The sequence below is a fragment of the Mesorhizobium sp. M1365 genome, assembly GCF_040317865.1.
GTDB lineage: Bacteria > Pseudomonadota > Alphaproteobacteria > Rhizobiales > Rhizobiaceae > Mesorhizobium.
The window spans coordinates 181,334-199,255 of record NZ_JAMYLG010000001.1 but is presented as its reverse complement, the minus strand read 5'-3'; the positions used below and the strand labels follow the sequence as shown (position 1 = coordinate 199,255).

Sequence of the window (17,922 nt, the reverse complement as noted above, 5' to 3'; positions counted from 1 at the left end):
ATTTAAGCGTGAACTGCCGCTCAGGCCTTCGGCATAGGAGTTTCCTTGACGGTCGAGGAATCGGCAGGTGCGTCGCTGCCGAACCACTTCTTGTGGATCGCGGCCAGCGTGCCGTCCTTCTTCATCGCGGTCAGCGCGTCGTTCAGCTTGCCGAGCAGCGGGTGGTCCTTGGTCATCATCAGACCGTACTGCTCGCCGGTCTTGATGCGCTCTTTTACGGCGAGATCCTTCATCCTGGTGAAAGAATATTCCAGGCCCGGAATATCGCTGACCGCCGCATCGACGCGGCCGGAGCTGAGATCGAGCAGCAAATTCTGCTGCGTGTCGTAGCCCTTGACGTCACTGAACCCGTCCGCTTCCTGGTGGGCCTTGACCCAGGCTTCGCCGGTCGAGCCGGACAGCACGCCGACGATCTTGCCCTTGAGGTCGGCCTCGGCCTTGATCGGGCTGTCGGCCTTCGCGGCGATGCCCATGTCGGAATCATAGTAGGGCTGCGTGAACGACTGAGACTTCAGCCGCTCCGGCGTGATGGTGATCGACGAAATGGCGACGTCGATGCGCTTCGAGGTGGTGGCGGCGAACAGCGCCTGGAAACCGAGATCGGCGATATCAGTGGTCATGCCGATACGCTTTGCCGCCTCATTGATGATGTCGACTTCGAAACCCTCGAACGTGCCGCTTTCGTTCTTGTATTCAAAAGGCGGATTGGTCGGATAGGCGCCGACATTCAGCGTGCCTTCGGCGTAGGCCGGGCCGCCGGCGATGCCGATGGCAGCAGCAAGAAGCAGCAGGTTGCGACGGGTGAAGTTCATTTTCGTTCCCTCTGGTTGTGATCGGACGGGTTTGGCCCCGCACGGTTTTGATGCGTCAAGTGACGGGACTGCCGGAAAGCCCTCCCGGCACGGCAGTCGCAAGACATCGAATGCTATCCAAAGTACCGCGCTTTTCAAGGCGAAAGTTTTAAGCTTAAAAAATTTCCGCGTGTTGCCGTCACTCCGGAATAACCGCCGTGGCCTGGATCTCAACCTTGGCGCGATCCTCGACCAGCGCCATCACCTGCATGGCGGCCATCGCCGGAAAATGCCGGCCGATCACCTCGCGATAAACCTCGCCGATCCCCTTGAGATTGGTCAGATATTCCGCCTTGTCGGTAAAGTACCAGGTCATAGAGGTGATATGTTCCGGCTTGGCGCCGGCCTCGGCGAGCACAGCAACAATATTGGCCAGCGTCTGCCGCACCTGGCCGACAAGATCATCGGTCTCGAAGCGGCCCTGTCCGTTCCAGCCGACCTGCCCGCCGACGAAGACAAGCTGCCCGCGCGCGGCGACGCCATTGGCGTAGCCGACGGGTTTCGCCCAGCCTTCCGGCTGCAGGATGGTGTGCATGTCAAAACCTCCCAATGCTCAAATCCGGTCGCTCAAAACTCGAAGACAATAATTTCACGCAAACTCCCGTCTCAGGCCGCTCCCATCACTTGCCGTGCAATCACCACCTTCTGCACGTCGGACGCTCCCTCGTAGATGCGCAGCGCCCGGATCTCGCGATACAGGCTTTCGACGATATGGCCCTTGCGGACGCCGTCGCCGCCATGCAGCTGCACAGCCTTGTCGATCACCTCCTGCGCTTTGTCGGTAGCGAACAGCTTGGCCATGGCGGCTTCGCGGGTAACCCGAGCCGCGCCCATGTCCTTGGTCCAGGCGGCGCGATAGACCAGCAACGCGGCGGCATCGACATCCAGCGCCATGTCGGCGATGTGGCCCTGCACCATCTGCAGCTCGGCCATCGGCGCACCGAACAGCCTGCGCTCGGCCACTCTTGTGATGCTTTCGTCCAGCGCGCGCCGGGCAAAGCCGAGCGCCGCTGCGCCGACGGTCGAACGGAACACGTCGAGCACGGACATGGCGATGCGAAAACCGTCCCCGGGTCTGCCGATCAGCGCCGAGGCTGGAATGCGTGCATTGTCGAAGGACAGCCGGGCGAGCGGGTGCGGCGCAATCACCTCCAGCCGCTCGGCAACGATCAGCCTTTCGGTTTCGGAAGGCACGATAAAGGCGGAAAGCCCCTTGGCGCCGGGCGCCTCGCCGGTACGGGCAAAGACAACATAAAAGTCAGCGATACCGCCGTTGGAGATCCAGGTCTTTTCGCCGGATAGGAGATAGCTGTCGCCGTCACGCGCGGCGGTCATTTCCATATTGGCAACGTCCGAGCCCGAGCGCGGCTCCGACAGCGCGAAAGCCGAAATCGCCTTGCCGGCCCGTGTCTTCGCCAGCCAGTGCTGCTGGTCGGGCGAGCCGAACAGGCTGAGCGCGCCAGTGCCGAGCCCTTGCATCGCGAAGGCGAAATCGGCCAGCCCATCATGCCGGGCCAGCGTCTCGCGCGTGAGGCAGAGCGTGCGCACGTCGAGCGGCGAGGGGTTTTCGGTGTCGAGCGCCGTCGGCTTCAGCCAGCCGTCCTGGCCGAGCTTGGCCACCAGCTCGCGGCAGGCCGCGTCGACATCGTGATGCGCGACCGGCAGGTTCTTGGCGCACCATGCCTCCAGCCGCTCCGCCAGATCGCGGTGGCGATCCTCGAAGAACGGCCAGGAGAGGAAGGAACGGTCAGGCATTGCTGCCTCCACAATTCTCCGGCCCTGGCGCTCCACGGCGCCCCCCTCTGTCCTGCTGGACATCTCCCCCTCTAGGGGGGAGATTCGCGGCTTCGCTGCCACGGCTCTCCCTGCGATGTTGGAGATTGGCGAAAGCGGGCCTGATATCCAATCTCCCCCCTTGAGGGGGAGATGGCCGGCAGGCCAGAGGGGGGTGCTGTCCCGCCAGCGTGGAAGCGATCATCTCAATTTCCCTCGAACACCGGCTTCTCCTTAGCCACGAAAGCCGTGTACGCCCGCTCGAAATCGCGGGTCTGCATGCAGATCGCCTGCGCCTGTGCTTCCGCTTCGATCGCCTGGTCGAGACCCATCGACCATTCCTGGTTCAGCTGCGTCTTGGTCATGCCATGGGCGAAGGTCGGGCCGGAAACGATGCGCGCGGCCATGTCGAGCGCGTCGGCCTCAAGCGTTGCGGTATCGACCAGCCGGTTGTAGAAGCCCCAGCGCTCGCCTTCCTCGGCACTCATCGTGCGGCCGGTATAGAGCAGCTCGGCGGCGCGGCCCTGGCCAATGATGCGCGGCAGGATCGCGCAGGCCCCCATGTCGCAGCCGGCAAGGCCGACGCGCGCAAAAAGGAATGCTGTCTTGGCTTGAGGCGTGGCGATGCGGATATCGGAGGCCATGGCGATAATCGCGCCGGCGCCGACCGCCACGCCATCGACCGCCGCAATAATCGGCTTGCCGCAATTCAGCATCGCCTTGACGAAATCGCCCGTCATGCGGGTGAAGGCGAGCAGCGCCTTCATGTCCATCTTGACCAGTGGGCCGATGATTTCGTGGACATCGCCGCCCGAGCAGAAATTGCTGCCATTGGGAAGGAACACCACCGCGTCGACATCGTCGGCATAGACGAGATCGCGAAATATGTCGCGCAATTCGGCATAGCTGTCGAAGGTCAGCGGGTTCTTGCGCTCCGGTCGATCGAGCCGGATCTTTGCGATCTTGCCTTCGACCTGCCAGAGGAAATGCTTCGGCTTGCGGCCGGCCAGCTTCGTCATTCCCGTCCCTCCCAATTGCTGCGGAAGGAGGTCAGCATGCCGGTCAGCCGGCGCGCCTCATCCTCGCTCACATTGCCCAGCAACTCGCCGACCCATTTCTCATGCGCGGCGGCGATCACGGCGAAAATCTTCGATCCCTCTTCCGTCAGCCGCACCATCGAGGTGCGGCGGTCGCCATTGCGTCGGGCCCGCATCACCAACCCTTCCGAGACCAGCCGGTCGATGATGCCGGTGACATTGCCGTTGGACACCAGCAGGAAGCGCGAAAGATCGCTCATCAGCATGCCCTCCGGCGCGCGGTAGAGCGCGGCCATCACGTCGAAGCGTGGCAGCGTTGTGTTGAACTCTTGCCGCAGTCGTTCGCGCAGCTCGGCCTCGATGGTGCGCGAGGCGCGCAGCAGGCGTATCCACAGCCGCAGGCGGTCCTTGCCGGGTCCGGACGGGGCGGGCAGGGGACCGGCTACCATGTCTCACCTCCGGAGATCGAAATCGTCTGTCCGGTAATCGACCGGGCGGCGTCGCCACACAGATAAAGTACCGCGGCCGCAATTTCTTCCGGCTGGATGAAGCGGCCTTGCGGGTTGGTCGCGGCTAGGCTTGTCCGTGCCTGCTCGGACGAGCGGCCGGTCGTTTGGACGATGCGCTGGACGGTGCTCTCCAGCATCTCGGTTTCGACAAACCCTGGGCACACGGCATTCACTGTTATGCCGGACTTAGCGGTCTCGACGGCGAGTGCCCGCATCAGGCCGACGACGCCATGCTTGGCGGCAACGTACGCTGCGACATAGGGATAGCCTTTCAGTCCGGCGGTGGAAGCGACGAAGATGATACGGCCAGTCTTGCGCACTGCCATGCCGGCCAACGCCGGCTTCACCGTCAGGAACGCACCGGTCAAGTTGACGTCGAGCGTGCGCTGCCAGTCTGCCAGCGAGGTCCGCTGCGCCGGGGCACTGCCGGACATACCGGCATTGGCAACGACGATGTCGAACGCTCCGCGTGCCGCTTCCGCGGCCTCGTAGAGCGACGCCATCGACGTCTCGTCGGTGACGTCGGCGGCAATGGCGAAGATGGACTTGTTCTCCGCGGCGACCTCGGCAAGCGGCCCCACGCGCCGGCCGCAGATGGTCACGTCAATGCCCGCGCCGGCCAGCGCCAGCGCGATCGCGCGGCCGACGCCGGAGCCGCCGCCGGTGACCAGCGCATGACGCCGCGAAATCGTTGCCGCGGCACTCATACTTTCAACCCCGCTGCCGCTTCGCGTTCGGCCAGCCGGTAGAGCTGGTCGCGGCCGGGCAGATAGGGATCCGGCCATTTGACGCCGCGATCGCCAAGCGTGACGGCCGCGTGCAGCGTCCAATACGGATCGGCAAGATGCGGCCTAGCCAGTGCGACGAGATCGGCGCGGCCCGCCATCAGGATCGAGTTGACGTGGTCCGGCTCATAGATATTGCCGACCGCCATCGTCGCCATGCCGACCTCGTTGCGGATGCGATCGGAAAACGGCGTCTGGAACATGCGGCCATAGACCGGTCTTGCCACGGCCGAAGTCTGGCCGGCCGATACGTCGCAGATGTCTACGCCGGCCTCATGCAGCAGCCGCGCGATCTCTACGGCATCGGCCGGCGTCACGCCTTCGATGCCCAGCCAGTCATTAGCGGAGATGCGCATCGAGATCGGCTTCTCGGCCGGCCACGCGGCGCGCACCGCATGAAAGATTTCCAAGGGGTAGCGCATGCGGTTTTCCAGCGAGCCGCCATAGGAGTCGGTGCGCCGGTTGGTCAAGGGCGTGATGAAGGAGGACAGGAGATAGCCGTGCGCGGCGTGGATTTCGAGCATGTCGAAGCCGCAGCGCGCCGCCATCTCGGCCGAAGCGACAAACTGGTCGCGCACCATATCCATGTCGGCGCGGTCCATCGCCTTCGGCACCTGGTTTTCCCGCGACCACGGCACGGAAGACGCTGCCATGACGGGCCAATTGCCTGAGGGCAGCGGCACGTCGGTTCCCTGCCAGCCGAGCCTGGTCGACCCCTTGGCACCGGAATGGCCGATCTGGGCGCAGATCTTGGCCTCGGTTTCGGCATGGACGAACTCGACCAGCCGCTTCCAGGCGACCTCATGGTCGGGCGCATAGAAACCGGGGCAGCCAGGCGTGATGCGGCCCTCCGCGCTGACGCACGTCATCTCGATATAGAGGAGACCGGCGCCGCCCTTGGCCCGTTCGGCGTAATGGGCGAAATGCCAATCGGTCGGACAGCCGTCGACCGCTTTGTACTGCGCCATCGGCGAGACGACGACGCGGTTCTGCAGCGCCATGCCGCGCAACCGGAACGGCGCGAACATCGGCGCGCGACGCAGATTGTTGCCCCCGGCGCCGGCCTGGCGCTGGAACCACTCCTCGGCGCCGGCCAGCCATTCGGCATCGCGCAGCCGCAAATTCTCGTGACTGATGCGTTGCGAACGCGTCAGCAGCGAATAGTTGAACTGCACCGGATCGAGGCCGAGATAGCGCTCGACCTCCTCGAACCATTCGAGCGAATTGCGCGCCGCCGACTGCAGCTTCAGCACTTCGGTGCGGCGGGCGTCCTCATATTTGCTAAAGGCGGCCTCGAGGTCTGGCTCGGACTCGACATAGTCGGCCAGCGCCACCGCGCTTTCCAGCGCCAGCTTGGTGCCGGAACCGATCGAGAAATGCGCGCTCGCCGCCGCGTCGCCCATCAGCGCCAGGTTCTTGTAGGACCAGCGTTCGCACAAGACGCGCGGGAAATTGATCCACGCCGAGCCGCGGATATGATTGGCGTTGGTCATCAGCGCGTGGCCGCCGAGATGGTGGGCAAAGATGCGCTCGCAGACGGCAATCGATTCCTGCTGCGACATCGCGCCGAAGCCGAAGCGCTGCCAGGTCTGCTCGCTGCATTCGACGATGAAGGTCGCGGTATCGCTGTCGAACTGGTAGGCATGCGCCCACACCCAGCCATGCTCGGTCTTTTCGAAGATGAAGGTGAAGGCGTCGTCGAATTTCTGGTGGGTGCCGAGCCAGACGAACTTGCATCTACGGATGTCGATATCGGGCTTGAACACGTCGGCGAAGGCGCTCCGCGCTTTCGAGTTCAACCCGTCGGCGGCGACAACCAGGTCGTGCGTCTCCATATATGGCTTGGGATCGGCGATGTCGGTTTCGAAGACCAGCTTGACGCCGAGTTCACGCGCCCGCCGCTGCAGCAACGTGAGCAGCCGCTTGCGGCCAATGCCGCAAAAGCCGTGACCGGTCGAGACCGTGCGCACGCCGTCATGGATGACGGCGATATCGTCCCAATAGGCGAAATGCTTGCGGATCCAGACGGCGCTGACCGGGTCGTTTTTGGTCAGATTCTCCAGCGTTTCGGCCGACAGCACGACGCCCCAGCCAAACGTATCATCGGCACGGTTGCGCTCGAACACCGTGACCTCATGCGCGGCATCCCTGAGCTTCAGCGAGATTGCAAAGTAGAGCCCGGCTGGTCCGCCGCCGAGAACCGCAACTTTCATCGTGCGATCTCCTCTTCGCTTCTGTTTGTCGAGTTTACGCCTGGGACGGATTAATTCAAGCTTGAAGTTTCAGGATTGAAACAATCCGCCCCAGAAACCCAGCTTGCCGGCAGTCGGCTTGCGCAGGCCAGGGACGCCCCGGGCTATTTTTCCGGGTTCTTCGGGCTCCACAGCACCGTCTCCGCATCTTTTTCATAGGCCATGCCATTGGGATAGCTGATCGCTTCCAACTGCAAGCCCCAGGGCGCCTGGAAGTAGAGGATGGTCTGGCCGGCGGCCGGGCCTTCGGAAACCGGCAGCGGTCCCATCCGCGTCTTGACGCCCTTGTCGTCAAGATAGGCTTTTGCGGCGGCGATGTCGTCGACATAGAAGGCGATATGGAAGCCGCCTATGTCGCTGTTGCGAGGCGTCAGGTCCTTCTGGTCCGGCGCGGTGTATTTGAACAGCTCGATGTTCGACCCGTGTCCGCAGCGGACCAGGGTGATCTCCTCGATCACCGCCTTGGGATCGACGCCCAGCAGATCCTGCATGAATGTGCCCTTGTCGTCGGCGAACGGGCCGAACGACATCGCCTTCTTGCAGCCAACCACCTCGGTGAAGAAATCGACCGCCTGCTCCATGTCGGGGACGGTGACGCCGGTGTGGTCGTGGCCACGCATGCCGGGAATGGAACTGGCGTAAGCCGTGCCGATGCCTCCCAGCACGGTGGCGGTGAGCACTGCGTAGCGGATTGCATTCTTCATGTCAGTCATCCTCCATCGCGGGACATTTTGCCGGGTGCACGCCTGAGGCCCCCTCTTTAGCGTGCGAATAGGATTGTGTTTCATGCCGGCGCCTTTGCGGCGGGAAGTAGCCAGGCATCATCGATCTCGGGCAGCGGAATGGCGGCGAGCAGATCGCGCGTGTAGCCCTGCTGCGGCTGCTCGAACAAAGCGTCGGTCGCGCTGGCTTCGACGATCGCGCCTTCGCGCATGACGATCACTTGCCGGCAGAGCCGCCGGATCACCGACAGGTCATGGCTGATGAAGGCAACGGTCAGGCCCATTCCGGCGGCGAGTTTTTCCAGCAGCGTCAGGATCTGTGCCTGCGTCGACACATCGAGGCCTGAGACGATTTCGTCGGCCAGCACGAATTTCGGCGACAGCGCCAGCGCGCGGGCAATGCCGACGCGCTGGCGCTGGCCGCCCGACAATTCATGACGATAGCGGCTGGCGAAGCCTTGCGGCAGGCCGACGCGCTGAAGCGCCTCCGCGACACGATCCCTGAGGTTGTCGCCAAGCCCGTTCTGCTTGAGCGGTGCTGCGATGATGCTGAAGATGGTGCGGCGCGGGTTGAGCGACGACATCGGATCCTGGAAGATCATCTGCAGATTGCGGCGCAGCGGCCGGAGCTCGGCCTCAGGCAGATGTGTGATGTCGCGGCCGTCGAAGATGACCTTGCCGGCGCTCGGCTCCAGAAGCCGCACCAACGCGCGGCCAAGCGTCGATTTGCCGGAGCCGGATTCGCCGACGATGCCGGTCACCGATCCCCTTGGCAGGTCGAAATCCAGCCCTTTCAGGATCTCGGCCAGCGGCGCCCGGCCAATCAGCGGCTTGCGCGTCATATCGGGCAACGCAACCTTCAACCCGCGCACGGAAAACAGCGGCTCAGCCATGCGGCCGACTCCAGGCCTGGTCGGCGGCGGCGATCTCCGAAGCAAGCCCGGCCAGCACCGCCTCGTCCACCGGCTTCAGCGAGGCGAAGGGGTCGGTGTAGTGTGGCGTCGCGGCCATCAGAGCTCGCGTGTAGGGGTGCTGCGGGGCAGCGAAGAGAGCAGCCGTCTCGGCCTCCTCCACCACCTTGCCGGCATAGAGCACCGAAACTTTCTGGCTGATCTTGGCGACGACGCCGAGATCATGGGTGACGAACAGGATCGCCGTGCCGTGCTCGCGCTGCAGCTGCGCGATCAGCCGCAGGATCTGCTTCTGCACGGTCACGTCGAGCGCCGTAGTCGGCTCGTCGGCGACGATCAGCCTTGGTTCGGCCGCAAACGCCGCGGCGATCAGCACGCGCTGGCGCATGCCGCCGGACAGCTCGTGCGGATAGCATTTGAGGACACGCTCGGGGTCGCGGATCTGCACCTCGTCCAGCAATTGGCGAATGCGTGTATCGGCCTTCTCACCGCTCCAGCCGAGGATGCGCACCAGCCGGTCGGTCATCTGCGGGCCGATTCGCCGTGACGGGTTGAGCGCGGTCAGCGGATCCTGCGGGATCAGCGCGGTGCGCGCGCCGATCAGCGTGCGCCGCGCCTTGGGCTGCAGCTTGCCGAGGTCTTCGCCCTCAAGCAGCATGTCGCCTTCGACAATGCGCACGCTCGGCGGCAGCACGCCGAGCACCGCCTTGCCGATCATCGTCTTGCCGGCGCCGCTCTCGCCGACCAGCGCGCGCACCTCGCCGGGCTCGACGGCGAACGACACCGAGCGCAGCACGCGCAAGCCATTAGGCAGCACCGCGCTAAGGCTGCGGATGTCGAGGCAGGGTTTCGCCAGCGCGTTCATCGCAGCACCGGATCGAAACGTGCCCTGAGGCCCTCGCCAAACTGGCTGAACGACAGCACCGTCAGGATCAGCGTCACCAGCGGGAACACCAGCACCCACCAGGCCTGATGGATCGACAGGCGGCCCTCGGCGATGATGCCGCCCCAGGTCGGGTCATCCGTCGAGATCGACAGATTGACGAAGGACAGGATCGCCTCGACGATCACGGCAATGCCCATCTCCAGCGACAGCAGCGCGACGATCGACGGCACCACATTGGGCAGCACCTCGCGCAGCATGATGCCGATGCGGCCGTAGCCGGCGATGCGGGCGTTCTCGACATAGTCCATGCGCGACTGGCCCATCGTCTCGGCGCGGATCACCCGGCAGAAGCGCGTCCAGTCGATGACGGCAATGGCAATGATGACTGAGCTTAAGCCCGTGCCGAGCACGGCGACCAGCAGGATGGCGAACAGCACCGGCGGAAACGCCATCCAGACATCGACGATGCGCGAGATGATGCGGTCGGCCCAGCCGCCGAAATAGCCGGCGACCAGCCCCAGCGTCGAGCCGACCAGGCAGGCGGCAAAGGCTGCCGCGAAGGCGACGATGAAGGCGATGCGGGCACCGAAGATCAGCCGTGACAGAAGATCGCGGCCGAGGCTGTCGGTGCCGAGCCAGTAGCCGGGCTCGGCGCCATCAATCCAGAAAGGCGGCAGCCGCTCCAGCATCAAATCCTGCGCCAGCGGGTCCTGCGGTGCGACCAACGGCGCAAAAATCGCGGCCAGCAGCGCAATCAGCAGCCAGCCGCCGGCCAGCCACAGGCGTGCCCGCGAGCCATGTCTCGAAATGCGGGCCTCATCCATGGCGCAGCCTCGGATTGAGCAGGGCGTACATCATGTCGACGACAAGGTTGATCAGCACGAACAGCAGCGCGAAGACCAGCACGATGCCCTGGATCAGCGGCAGGTCGCGGTTGATGACGGCATCGATCGCCATGTTGCCGAGACCTTCATAGGAAAACAGTCGTTCGACGATGACCGTGCCGCCGATCAGGAAGGTGAACTGCACGCCGACCAGCGTCAGCGTCGGCAGGGCCGCGTTCTTCAGCGCCTCGCGCAGGATGACCTGCGTTTCCGAAAAGCCCTTTACCCGCGCCAGCACGACGTAGTCGAGGTCGAGCACTTCCTTCAGCGACTGTTTCAGCAGCTGCGAGATGATCGCGGCCAGTGGCAGCGCCAGCGCAATCGCCGGCATCAGCATGTGTGCCAGCAGGTCCCTGGTCAGGTCGAAGCGCAGCCGTACAATGCTTTCGAACAGATAGAATTGCGTGGCGAAGGGCAGGTCGAGCTGCGGCGACACCCGGCCAGAAATGTCGAAGATAGGCACCAGCACGCCAAACAAAAGGATCAGCACCAAACCCCACAGGAAATCGGGAATCGAGAGCGCCGCACCGCTGGCGATGTCGATGCCAGCTTCGACCGCGGTGCCGCGTTCGCGCGCGCCGAGGATCGCCGTCGTGCCACCGATCGCCAGCGCCATCACAAGCGCGACGATGGCGAGTTCCAGCGTCGCCGGGAGGCGATTGAAGACCAGCCCAAGCACGTCCTGCCGCAGTGAGATCGACGTGCCGAAATCGCCCCTGACGACACCGGCCAGCCAGATGAAGAATTGCTGGACGATGGTCTTGTCCAGCCCGTAAAGCGCGCGCAGCCGAGCGATGTCGGCATCGGTCGCGCCGGGCGGCAGCATCATCGCGATCGGGTCGCCCGGCGCGACACGGATGACGATGAAGACGACGATCGCCACGCCGAACAGCGTGATCGCCATGGTCAGAAGACGGATCAGGAATCTTTGCAGCAGCATGGTCGCCTGTATGCCTGGCGGAAAAGGCGCGCCGTGGTTGCAGACGGCGCGCGTTAGTCCTGGGCTGATCTCAGGCCGGGCTCATCAGCGCCGGCAACAGCGCGCCGGACACATGCTGCACCACATTGACGCCCTTGGCATGCACGATCGGCTGCGCATACTGGATCAGCGGCAGCACATAGGCCTGTTCGGCGATATATTTGTCGACGGCCTTCCAGCCGGCAATGCGCTTGGCCTCGTCCTTCTCGCCCCACAGCGGGTTGATCATGTCGATCAGGTCCTGGCTGTCCCACACCGAATGCGGGCTCGGGCCATACATGGCAAAGCCGGTCGACGTGGTGGGATCGCCGATGGCATTGCCCCAATTGTAGAAGGCCGCCGGCGCCAGCTTGTCGGCGGCGCGCAGCTCGTAGTGCTTGGCGATCTCGTAGACCTCGATCGTCGCCTCGATGCCGACCTTGCGCCACATGCCGACGATCGCCTGGATCATCTCGTAATCCTTGGGCTTGAAGCCCTTCGTCGTCTGTATCGTGAACTTGACCGGCTTTTCCGGCGAATAGCCGGAGGCGGCCAGCAGTTCCTTGGCCTTGTCCGGATTGTGCTCCACCTTGATCGACGCATCGTAGGCCGCGTATTCCGGCGTCTCCAGCGTATCGATGGGCTGGCCGTAACCGCGCAGCAGCCGGTCGACCAAAAGCTTTTTGTCGACCGCCATCACCGCCGCCTGGCGCACGTTCTTGTCCAGCATCACGTCGATGTCGTTGAAGAAGATCATGCCGATGTCGGAAACGTTCTTGCATGAGCCGGCAAGTCCATCCTTGGCGATCAGGCGGTCATATTCCTCATAGGGGACCTCGAGGGTCACCTGCGAGGAACCGGACTCGATCTCGGCGACGCGGCTCGCCGCATCGGTAACGAACTTGATGGTTACGTTCTCGAAGGCCGGCTTGCTGCCCCAGTAGTTCGGGTTGGCCTTGAGCCGCAGGAAGGCGTTGCGCTCGAATTTGTCGACCATGTAGGGCCCGGTGCCGATCGGGGCTTTCTCAAAACCCTCGGCGCCGACCTTTTCGTAATAGGCCTTCGGCATGATGTAGCCGGTCAGGAACGACATCCACTTGAAATACACCGGGTCGAATTGCACGACGTCGCCGGTGATCTTGTCGCCGTCGATCTTGAAGTTGTTGACGTTCTTCCAGACGAACTGGATCGGGTTGCCGGTTTTTTCATCGCCCGCCCGCTGCAGCGACCAGACCACGTCTTCGGCCGTGAATGGCGAGCCGTCATGCCAGGTGACGCCCTCGCGCACCGTCATCATGATCTTGCTGCGACCCTCGTTCCAGCCCCATTCGGTGAGCAGGCCGGGCGCGAAAGAAAGATCCGGCTTCTGCGGGATGAACTGGTCGAACACCGACTGGTACAGACCCTGGATGGTCGGGTTGACCGCTGAAGGCCCGGTGGTCGGGTCCCAGGACGGCAAATTGACATTGTAGGCGATGGTCAGTTCGCCGGCAGCCCTGGCGATTTGCGGCAGGCCGAGCGCCGTGGCGCCAAGTGCGGCCGCGCCATATCCGAGCAATTCTCGTCTGTTGATTGTCATGGTCGTTCCCCTGTTGCTTTTATGCGCGGTGTCGTTGTCAATCGGTGGGTTCAGGCTCCTTGGGCAACCGCGCCTTGTCCTCCTTCACCCTAGATGAAAAATGGAGCCTACCTCCCGCCAAGTTGTTGCGCGAGCATGAAGCCCGACGCCGCCCCGGTGCCGGCGCCGGGCCATGTTGCCGCCCCGGTCAGGTGCAGATTGCCGACCGGCGTGTTCCAGCCAGCGTAACCGCGCGCCGGCCGGAACAGGAAATTCTGCGCCAGATGATGGCTGCCGCAGATCTGGTCGCCGCCGACAAGGTTCGGGTTCTCGCGTTCGAGGTCGATGGGCGAGAACACGGCGCGGCCGAGGATCTTCCGACGAAGGCCGGGCGCATAGCGCTCGATAATGTCGAGGACGCGCTCGGCGTAGTGCTCCCTAGCCTCGTCCCAGTGAGCCACCGCGATCGTGCCCGCCGCATCGCCTGCAATCTCGGCTGGCAGCATGCGCACCTGCACCCAAAGTACGTGCTTGCCGTCCGGCGCGCGCGAGGGATCGACGGCCGTCGGCTGGCCGACGACCAGCACCGGTTCGTCCGGCAGCACCCCTGACATCGCCTGCTGATAGGTCCAGGACATGGCATCGAGCGACGGCGACAGATGCACATAGGCGAACTGCCGAAGCTCGGCACCGGCGCGCCAGTCCGGCAGGTCGTCGAGCGCCAGATGGATCATCAACGTCCCCGGCGCGTGGCGGAATTTTTTCACGGCCGTGTCGAAGCCGGTGTCGCCGGATCCGTTAGGCAACAGTTTCCCGGCCAGCGCCTTGGGCGCGACACCGGCGATGACGGCCTTGGTGGCGGTGTGGGTCTCGCCGGAAGTGAGCCGCACGCCGGTCGCTTTGCCGGCCGAAACCGTGATCTCGGCGACATCAGCCCCAGTGACGATCTTGCCGCCGGCGGCCGTGAGCATGCCCGACAAAGCGCGGATAATCGTGTCGGCGCCGCCTCTGCCGAGCACCATGCCGAAGCACTGGTTGGCCATGGATTCGAGGTAAGGGAACACCGCGCCGCCGGCGATGTCAGGCGCGAAATCGAGATGCATGCCCCAGGTGGCCAGCGTCGCCCTGACATGCGGTGACTCGAAAGTATCCTCGAGCCAGGCGCGGGGTGACGAAAGCAGCAACCGACCTGTATCGAGCGCGCCGGCAAAACCCTTCTTGCGCCAGAGGTTCCAGGCGGTGCCGGCGAGCGCACGGCCGCTCATCGGCGAGCCCAGCAGCCGGAACAGATGCTCGGCCTCCGCCGGGAATGCCGCAACCAGACGGCGCCATGTCTGTGCGTCGGCGTCGGAAAAAGCGGCCATGCGCGAGGCGGTCACTTCCAGGTCGCTGCTGACGCCGAACCAGCGACCGTCGGGGAAGGCGCTGGCAAAACAGTCGGCCACCGGCACGAATTCCAGCCCGTGGGTTTTCAATTCATTTGCATATTTCTTGTGAAAGGCCGAGCCGGCGAACAGGCTGAGATTCATCGCGCCGAAATCGTGCCGGAAGCCCGGAAGCGTCAATTCGCGCGTCTGAACGGCGCCGCCGATCGTTGCATTACGCTCGAAAACTGCGGTTTTCCAGCCTTTGAGCGCCAGATGCGCGGCGCATGCCAGACTGTTGTGGCCTGCCCCGACAAATATGGCGTCGAACTCGCTCACGCCCCGTCCCATTTCCTTTATGCTTAAAGATAATTGCAGATGCATATGTTTTCGTCTAGTAGGATATTAAGGGCCGCGAGAGCCTTCAGCACCATCGAGAAAGAGGGAACAGAGACCATGGACACACAACAACTTTTAGGCGAAGTCGCCGGCCAGCTGCTTTCAGGCGCCATTCAGGTGGTCGACCTGACGGCGCCGCTCGGGCCCGACACACCGCTGATCAAGCTGCCGCCGGAACTGGCGGTCGACACGCCGAAGATCGAGATCCACGCCATCTCCGCCTATGACAAGAACGGTCCGTGGTGGGCGTGGAACTGGCTCAAGCTCGGGGAGCATTCGGGCACGCATTTCGACGCGCCCAACCACTGGATCACCGGCAAGGATTATCCGGACGGCGCCACCGACACCATTCCGGCGCAGAACTTCGTCGGACCCGTCAACGTCATCGACTGTTCCAAGCAAGCGGCAGCCGATCACGATTTCCTGCTCACCGTCGATCACATCAAGGCATGGGAAGCCGAACATGGCGCTATCAACCCCGGCGAGTGGGTGGTGATGCGCACCGACTGGTATAAGCGCAACGGCTCGGAAGCCGAGTTCCTCAACGCCAATGAGACCGGACCGCACACGCCTGGCCCGACCGCCGAAGCCATCCAGTATCTGATTAGCAAGGACATCAAGGGCTGGGGCAGCGAGACGATCGGCACGGATGCTGGAAAAGCAGGGGGAATGGAGCCGCCGTTCCCGGCGCATAGCCTGATGCACAAGGTTAACCGCTACGGTCTCGCCAGCCTTTGCAACCTCGACCGGCTGCCGCCGAAAGGCGCGATCCTGATCGCGGCGCCGCTCAAGATCGAGCACGGCACCGGCAGCCCGATCCGTGCGTTGGCGTTGGTGCCAAGGCAATAGGGTAGCTGCGGTCTTCGGGAGAAGATCATGTGCGGAAGTGGCACGGTGGTGACGGAGTGGGAGCGGCAGCCTTGCAAAGCTGCGGCTCTACGGCGCCGTAGAGCGCCAATCTCTGCTAGGAGCACGCATCGATGAGCGCTCCCGATCACATCGTCGTCGGCAGCGGCATCAACGCGCTGGTCTGCTCGGCGATGCTTGGCGGCAAGGGGGCGAAGGTGCTGGTGCTCGAGCGCAACGACCGCATCGGCGGCTGCATGCGCACCGAAGAAATCACCGCGCCCGGCTTCATCCACGACGTGATGGCGACGACCTTTGTCCTGTTCATCACCTCGCCGGCCTATGCGGCGCTGGGCAAGGATCTGGCGCGGCACGGCCTGGAGTTTTGCAACAGCTCCACGCCGACCGGTGTGCTGCGCCCGGACGGCAGCCATGCCGTCCTGCGCACCGACCGTATCGCCAATGTAGCGGCGATCAATGCGCTTGCCGCGGGCGACGGCGACCGGCACGCAAACGATGTCGGCGAGATCGAGCGCAACGCCGGTCTGCTGTTCGGACTGCTCGGTGGCAGCCTGTGGTCCTACCCGACGGCCAGGCTGCTGGCGGGTGAAGCCTGGCGGCGCGGCCCGCGTGGCCTTGCCGCCTTTCTCGGCAGCGCGCTGGTGCCGGCGCGCGGTTGGCTGGAAAGCACCTATCAGTCGGAAACCATGCGCGCGCTGTGGGCGCCCTGGGTGCTGCATGCCGGCCTCGGGCCTGAGGACGCGTTCTCCGGCCAGATCGCCAAGGTCATCGCCTTCGCGCTTGAGGCGGCCGGCGCGCCGATCGTCAAGGGCGGTGCCAGGAATCTGCTGGCCGCCTTCGAGGCCCTGATCAGGGAACGTGGCGGCGAAATCCGCACCGGCGCCGACGTCGCGGCTATTGTCCAAAGCGGAGGCCGCGCCGCCGGCGTGCGGCTGGCTTCGGGCGAAACGATCAACGTGAACAAGAGCGTCATCTGCTCGGTCACGCCGACCCAGCTCTACGAGCGGCTGCTCGGCGACGCGGCGCCGAAAGCAGACGTCGAGGCAGCGCAAAAATACCGCTACGGCAAGGGCAATTTCCAGATCCACTATGCCTTGGATAAGCCGCCGGCATGGCGCGGCGAGGGCCTGGACAAGGTCGCGCTGCTGCATCTGACGCCGGGGCTCGACGGCGTCTCGAAGGCCTGCAACGAAGCCGTGCGCGGCATGCTGCCGGAGGTGCCGACCATGTGCATCGGCCAGCCGCACGCGCTCGACCCATCGCGCTGCCCGGACGGCAAGGCGGTCCTGTGGCTGCAACTGCCCGAGGCGCCACGGCATATCAAGGGCGATGCCGCCGGCAAACTGCAAACACCGGCAGACGGTCGCTGGACCGAGGCGCTGCGCGAAGCCTATGCCGACCGCGCCGAAGCGATCCTTGCCAGCCATATCGATGGGTTCAAGGACAGCGTCATCGCACGCCGCGCCTGTTCGCCGGCCGACCTGGAAGCGATGAACATCAATCTGGTCGGCGGCGACCCCTATGGCGGTTCCTCGGCTATCGACCAGTCGTTTCTGTGGCGGCCGTTCAAGACGAGCCGCAATCACGCCACCGGGGTCAGGGGTCTCTACCACATCGGTGCCTCGACCCATCCGGGTGCTGGCTTGGGCGGCGGCTCCGGCTTTCTCCTGGCGGGGAGGCTGTGATGGAACAGAAGGTTGAAAAGCGCCAGCGCATCTCGACTTTGGGCCAGATCGGCCTGCAGCAATTCGCGCCCTATCTGATGAACCGCATCATGGGCCGCTACAACGCCACCTTGCGTGACAATTTCCGCAAGCAGGGCCTGACCATTCCGCAGGTGCGTACGCTGGCCGTGTTGTCGGTCACCGATGGCGTCACCGTCAACGATCTCTCGGTCTATACCGTCATCGAGCAGTCGACCTTGAGCCGCACGCTCGACACGCTGGAGGGGCAAGGGTTTGTGCGGCGCGAGCAGGGGGTCACCGACAGCCGTATCCGCCATGTGTTCCTGACCGACGATGGCCGCGCCGAGTTCGCGCGCGCCTGGCCGGCCATGCACGACGCTTTCGAGGCAATGTTCGACGATGTCGAGGATGCCGAATACGCGGCGCTGATCGCGACATTGCAGAAGATGCTGAAGAACATTCGCAAGCACGACATCTGATC

Annotated in this window: 17 protein-coding genes; 3 read left to right on the top strand and 14 right to left on the bottom strand. The window is 64.1% G+C overall.

Annotation, left to right across the window (positions count from 1 at the left end):
* Nucleotides 1-20 precede the first annotated feature (20 nt).
* The 14 genes from NKH04_RS00895 to NKH04_RS00830 form a co-directional block, all read right to left on the bottom strand.
* Entirely contained in the window at nucleotides 21-812 is a 792-nt protein-coding gene (locus NKH04_RS00895) for an ABC transporter substrate-binding protein (protein ID WP_352613846.1), read from the bottom strand.
* A 178-nt stretch (nucleotides 813-990) separates the two neighbouring features.
* Complete coding sequence (locus NKH04_RS00890) at nucleotides 991-1,386, bottom strand: RidA family protein (protein WP_352448544.1); 396 nt, start codon at nucleotides 1,384-1,386, stop codon at nucleotides 991-993.
* Nucleotides 1,387-1,457: 71 nt separating this feature from the next.
* Nucleotides 1,458-2,606 carry an acyl-CoA dehydrogenase family protein gene (locus NKH04_RS00885; protein WP_352470006.1) on the bottom strand — a complete coding sequence of 383 codons (1,149 nt, stop codon included), beginning with the start codon at nucleotides 2,604-2,606 and terminating at the stop codon, nucleotides 1,458-1,460.
* Between the two features lie 224 nt (nucleotides 2,607-2,830).
* Nucleotides 2,831-3,643 carry an enoyl-CoA hydratase family protein gene (locus NKH04_RS00880; RefSeq protein ID WP_352977653.1) on the bottom strand — a complete coding sequence of 271 codons (813 nt, stop codon included), beginning with the start codon at nucleotides 3,641-3,643 and terminating at the stop codon, nucleotides 2,831-2,833.
* Complete coding sequence (locus tag NKH04_RS00875; RefSeq protein ID WP_023676834.1) at nucleotides 3,640-4,110, bottom strand: MarR family winged helix-turn-helix transcriptional regulator; 471 nt, start codon at nucleotides 4,108-4,110, stop codon at nucleotides 3,640-3,642. The genes NKH04_RS00880 and NKH04_RS00875 overlap by 4 nt, the downstream gene beginning before the upstream one ends.
* Nucleotides 4,104-4,877, bottom strand: a complete 774-nt coding sequence (locus NKH04_RS00870; RefSeq protein ID WP_353043937.1) for an SDR family NAD(P)-dependent oxidoreductase — start codon at nucleotides 4,875-4,877, stop codon at nucleotides 4,104-4,106. Before NKH04_RS00870 ends, NKH04_RS00875 begins: the two co-directional genes overlap by 7 nt.
* Nucleotides 4,874-7,168, bottom strand: coding sequence for a bifunctional salicylyl-CoA 5-hydroxylase/oxidoreductase (locus NKH04_RS00865; protein WP_353043936.1), 2,295 nt, complete (start codon nucleotides 7,166-7,168; stop codon nucleotides 4,874-4,876). Before NKH04_RS00865 ends, NKH04_RS00870 begins: the two co-directional genes overlap by 4 nt.
* 143 nt (nucleotides 7,169-7,311) lie before the next feature.
* Entirely contained in the window at nucleotides 7,312-7,911 is a 600-nt protein-coding gene (locus NKH04_RS00860; protein ID WP_353043935.1) for a VOC family protein, read from the bottom strand.
* An 80-nt stretch (nucleotides 7,912-7,991) separates the two neighbouring features.
* Complete coding sequence (locus NKH04_RS00855; protein WP_353043934.1) at nucleotides 7,992-8,822, bottom strand: ATP-binding cassette domain-containing protein; 831 nt, start codon at nucleotides 8,820-8,822, stop codon at nucleotides 7,992-7,994.
* The gene (locus tag NKH04_RS00850) at nucleotides 8,815-9,705 is read right to left on the bottom strand and encodes an ABC transporter ATP-binding protein (RefSeq protein WP_353022867.1); all 891 of its coding nucleotides are present in this window, start codon (nucleotides 9,703-9,705) and stop codon (nucleotides 8,815-8,817) included. Before NKH04_RS00850 ends, NKH04_RS00855 begins: the two co-directional genes overlap by 8 nt.
* Entirely contained in the window at nucleotides 9,702-10,550 is an 849-nt protein-coding gene (locus NKH04_RS00845) for an ABC transporter permease (protein WP_352470013.1), read from the bottom strand. The genes NKH04_RS00850 and NKH04_RS00845 overlap by 4 nt, the downstream gene beginning before the upstream one ends.
* Nucleotides 10,543-11,550, bottom strand: coding sequence for an ABC transporter permease (locus NKH04_RS00840; protein WP_352769213.1), 1,008 nt, complete (start codon nucleotides 11,548-11,550; stop codon nucleotides 10,543-10,545). The genes NKH04_RS00845 and NKH04_RS00840 overlap by 8 nt, the downstream gene beginning before the upstream one ends.
* A 70-nt stretch (nucleotides 11,551-11,620) precedes the next feature.
* Complete coding sequence (locus NKH04_RS00835; protein WP_352540478.1) at nucleotides 11,621-13,147, bottom strand: ABC transporter substrate-binding protein; 1,527 nt, start codon at nucleotides 13,145-13,147, stop codon at nucleotides 11,621-11,623.
* 107 nt (nucleotides 13,148-13,254) lie between these two features.
* The gene (locus NKH04_RS00830; RefSeq protein ID WP_353043933.1) at nucleotides 13,255-14,829 is read right to left on the bottom strand and encodes a phytoene desaturase family protein; all 1,575 of its coding nucleotides are present in this window, start codon (nucleotides 14,827-14,829) and stop codon (nucleotides 13,255-13,257) included.
* A 117-nt stretch (nucleotides 14,830-14,946) separates the two neighbouring features.
* On the opposite strand from NKH04_RS00830, the gene NKH04_RS00825 reads away from it, so the two are divergent.
* From NKH04_RS00825 to NKH04_RS00815, 3 genes are all read left to right on the top strand, one after another.
* On the top strand, nucleotides 14,947-15,738 hold the full coding sequence (locus tag NKH04_RS00825) for a cyclase family protein (protein ID WP_353043932.1): 792 nt from the start codon (nucleotides 14,947-14,949) through the stop codon (nucleotides 15,736-15,738).
* A gap of 131 nt (nucleotides 15,739-15,869) precedes the next feature.
* Nucleotides 15,870-17,441: a phytoene desaturase family protein gene (locus NKH04_RS00820; protein WP_352501691.1), complete on the top strand. Its 1,572-nt coding sequence runs from the start codon at nucleotides 15,870-15,872 to the stop codon at nucleotides 17,439-17,441.
* The gene (locus NKH04_RS00815) at nucleotides 17,441-17,920 is read left to right on the top strand and encodes a MarR family winged helix-turn-helix transcriptional regulator (RefSeq protein ID WP_353022871.1); all 480 of its coding nucleotides are present in this window, start codon (nucleotides 17,441-17,443) and stop codon (nucleotides 17,918-17,920) included. Before NKH04_RS00820 ends, NKH04_RS00815 begins: the two co-directional genes overlap by 1 nt.
* Nucleotides 17,921-17,922: the final 2 nt, after the last annotated feature.